A 3,033-nucleotide genomic window follows, 5' to 3' on the forward strand; every position below is an offset into this window, starting at 1 on the left:
CAGAATCCGACACAGGCTCGCCAAACATGTCGGTGATTTCTTTGGTATGCCAGCTAGCAACAAAACGGCGTACTATGCAGGCCACGATATTTTCCAATTAAATGGTAAAGGCCAAATAATTGAAATCTGGCATATAGAGCAAATATTTCAATTGATGCAGCAATTAAAGCCACAATAAAATTTATATTAACAATCACATGATCCCTGCCACTGCTTTAGTTCGTTCTTTTTAATGTGCACGTTTCATATGCTCATAAAGCAAAACCCCGATAACTATAAGTAATGTTATCGGGGTTTCAGTAGACTTAGCCGAACGACGATTGCGCTATGACTAATCTTCCATCCAATCTAAATTTGGCAATGCATCTAAATGTTGGGCGTAACGTGCTTGGTTGAACGATGCGTTATTTTGCATAACGTCACTTACTTCAATCGCCAGTGCGCATGCCATCCATTGAATCGCTTCTTCACGCGGTGTACCGGTCATGACCAAACGCATTAAAGTCTCTTTGACTTTTCTAGGCTCGCCATCGGCAATTTGGTTTTCGACGGTTTCAATTAGTGTTTCTTCAGTCATGTAGCTATCTTGCTCAGTGTCCATTAAAACGACTCTCTATTTACGGTTTAGTTAAGCATTCGCGTCATTATGCCGTATGTGCGTTGTAAGCAATAGAATAAAAGCTGAATATTGCAAACTAGTACTAAAACTGCGGTTAGTCTGGCTGATGCAGTTTAAGCCAATGATGACTTCAACTCGATAAATAGCGAAGTGATAGTATTAAAGCATAGTGAAGTGCCCTAACCTGATTCAAGCTGCGTGAGCAACTTGATATCGTCAGACCAATGCTCGGCTAAGAAATCAATAAACTGACGCACTATAGGAAGCTGGTAACTGCGAGACAAATAAACCGCCCATAAACAGGTGCTTGGTACAACATAATCAGTTAATATCGGCTGTAGCGAACCTGCTGCAATTAGCGGATTGGCGAGATCGCACGGCAGCAATACAATGCCTTTACCGTGCTGCGCTGCGCGTACCAATACCCCGAGTTCGTTGGCTTTTATTGAGCCTGAGACTTCAATTATGCGTCGAGTATTATCGGTTATAAATTCCCAGCTTGTTCGTTCTAAATGCAAAAAGCAGTTATGGTTTTCTAACTCCTCAAGCTGTTTCGGCTCACCGTATTGTTTTATATATTCAGAAGATGCACAAATTACAGAGTCGATATCCATTAGCCTACGCGCAATGAGGTTGTCTGCTGGTTTGTCGGTATATCGCAATGCGATATCAATTCGCTCATCGACCAATTGGGCGAATTGATCTGATGCAAACAATTGAATACTCACTGCGGAATGGCGTTCAATGAATAACTCGACGGCGTCTAACAGAATGTTCTGTGTTAATCCTATCGGTGCAGCTATACGAATAGTGCCTGACAAACAGGGAGTGTGCCTTTTGGAAGAGAGAGTTAACTCCAGTGTTTCATGCAATATCTTCTCACAACGCACTAGCGCCGCTTCGCCTGCAGTGGTCAGACTGACTTTACGCGTGGTGCGGTGTAATAGCCGTTGTTCTAACCAGGCTTCGATCTCATTTACATGCCTGGAAACCTGAAGCCGACTCAAACCGAGTCGCTCAGCTGCTTTAGTAAAGCTTGCACAGTGGGCAACTTCAACAAAACTGCGCATGGCGGTTAATCTATCCATTGATTTTATCAGCTTCTCGCTCATTCAATTAGCAACGCATATTGAAACAATCTACATCATATTTGAATATTTATCTCCTACTGGCGCCCTATTACACTGCTGAGGTTATCAACAAACAAGTAAATTATTGGAGAAGTTATTATGAAAATAGCAGTCTTAGGTGCATCAGGTTGGATTGGCAGTCACATTTTGAATGAAGCAAAACAACGTGGACACGATGTCGTGGCCTTGGTTCGTGATCCTAGCAAAGTTCAGCATTCGGATATTGAGATCCATACTGTTGACCTACTTTCAAAGGGTACTGAATTAGTTAAAGCCATATCGGGAGTCGATGCAGTTATTGCTTCCATCGGTGGTCGTTCGCTTGGAAACCATCAGATTGTAAGGCATACAGCACTACAATTGCTGACAGTATTGCCAGAAGCCAATGTTCAACGCTTACTATGGGTTGGAGGCGCAGGTTCCTTGCAAGTAGCCCCTGGCATTAGCTTAGTTTCAACAGCAGAGTTTCCTGAAGAATATAAGAGTGAAGCGATAGCTCAGGGGGAAGCGTTAGAGGTGTTCAAACAAAATACATCAACTGTAGATTGGACCTTTGTTTCACCTGCCGCAGAAATATTTCCAGGAGAAACCTTATCTCAATACCGAGTTGGTGCTGAACAGCTCATCGTAGATGAAAATGGCGCTAGTAGAATTTCAGTTGGCGACTATGCCAAGGCAATGATTGATGAGTTGGAATCTCATCAACACCCTCGTCAACAAATCGGTGTTGCTTACTAGCATCAATTCTTTGTTTTTATAGTTATGTAGAATTTAAAGGTGGCGAGGTCGTTACCTTTAGTTCTGCTTGTAATCAACACGCTGTACAGCATATTGTAAATCTAATGCTTGGTATTTTGCTTGAAATGCTAATACATGGGGGCTATTCATGTGTGTTTGGTGGCCGTCTACATTTTCAAACAGTATCACTTCCATCACGCTGTCATCATCAATGCTGCTATAACAATTATACTCAAGGCACGCCGGCTCTTGTCGAGTTTCATCGACTAAACTCAGAGTGATATCGTACAAACCTTGTTGTGAAATGTGCTTTGATTGCATGTTAACCACGACTAAAACCGCTTGTTTCTGTGTTTTGTTATTTTGTTGTTTCATGGCCCTTATCCTTTAAATCTTTATATCAACATGGAAACTTTATTAAATAATTTTATTACACCTAACAAATAAGGATAGGCCGCGCGCAGCCGCGTCCTTATCCCAAGTGTTGAACAAGCCCGAGTGATACCTTTATATAGTTAATATCGACGTAAGAGTTTACGCTTTTTA

General features: G+C 41.9%; 5 protein-coding genes. 2 read left to right on the forward strand and 3 right to left on the reverse strand.

Annotation, left to right across the window (positions count from 1 at the left end):
- Window positions 1-4 precede the first annotated feature (4 nt).
- Window positions 5-178 (forward strand): ester cyclase, encoded by a 174-nt coding sequence (locus AB4238_RS05375; RefSeq protein ID WP_372032081.1) that lies wholly within the window; start codon window positions 5-7, stop codon window positions 176-178.
- 153 nt (window positions 179-331) lie between these two features.
- Here AB4238_RS05375 and AB4238_RS05380 read toward each other — a convergent pair whose 3' ends face one another.
- Both AB4238_RS05380 and AB4238_RS05385 read right to left on the reverse strand, forming a co-directional pair.
- Window positions 332-601, reverse strand: coding sequence for a hypothetical protein (locus AB4238_RS05380; RefSeq protein ID WP_372032074.1), 270 nt, complete (start codon window positions 599-601; stop codon window positions 332-334).
- Between the two features lie 197 nt (window positions 602-798).
- Window positions 799-1,707 (reverse strand): LysR family transcriptional regulator, encoded by a 909-nt coding sequence (locus AB4238_RS05385; RefSeq protein ID WP_372032076.1) that lies wholly within the window; start codon window positions 1,705-1,707, stop codon window positions 799-801.
- Window positions 1,708-1,848: 141 nt separating this feature from the next.
- On the opposite strand from AB4238_RS05385, the gene AB4238_RS05390 reads away from it, so the two are divergent.
- On the forward strand, window positions 1,849-2,487 hold the full coding sequence (locus AB4238_RS05390) for an NAD(P)-dependent oxidoreductase (protein ID WP_372032078.1): 639 nt from the start codon (window positions 1,849-1,851) through the stop codon (window positions 2,485-2,487).
- A 57-nt stretch (window positions 2,488-2,544) separates the two neighbouring features.
- On the opposite strand, the gene AB4238_RS05395 is transcribed toward AB4238_RS05390, so the two are convergent.
- Entirely contained in the window at window positions 2,545-2,862 is a 318-nt protein-coding gene (locus tag AB4238_RS05395) for a putative quinol monooxygenase (RefSeq protein WP_372032080.1), read from the reverse strand.
- Window positions 2,863-3,033 lie beyond the last annotated feature (171 nt).

The sequence above is a fragment of the Shewanella sp. 10N.286.45.A1 genome (genome assembly GCF_041470405.1).
In the GTDB taxonomy this organism is placed as follows: Bacteria; Pseudomonadota; Gammaproteobacteria; order Enterobacterales; family Shewanellaceae; genus Shewanella.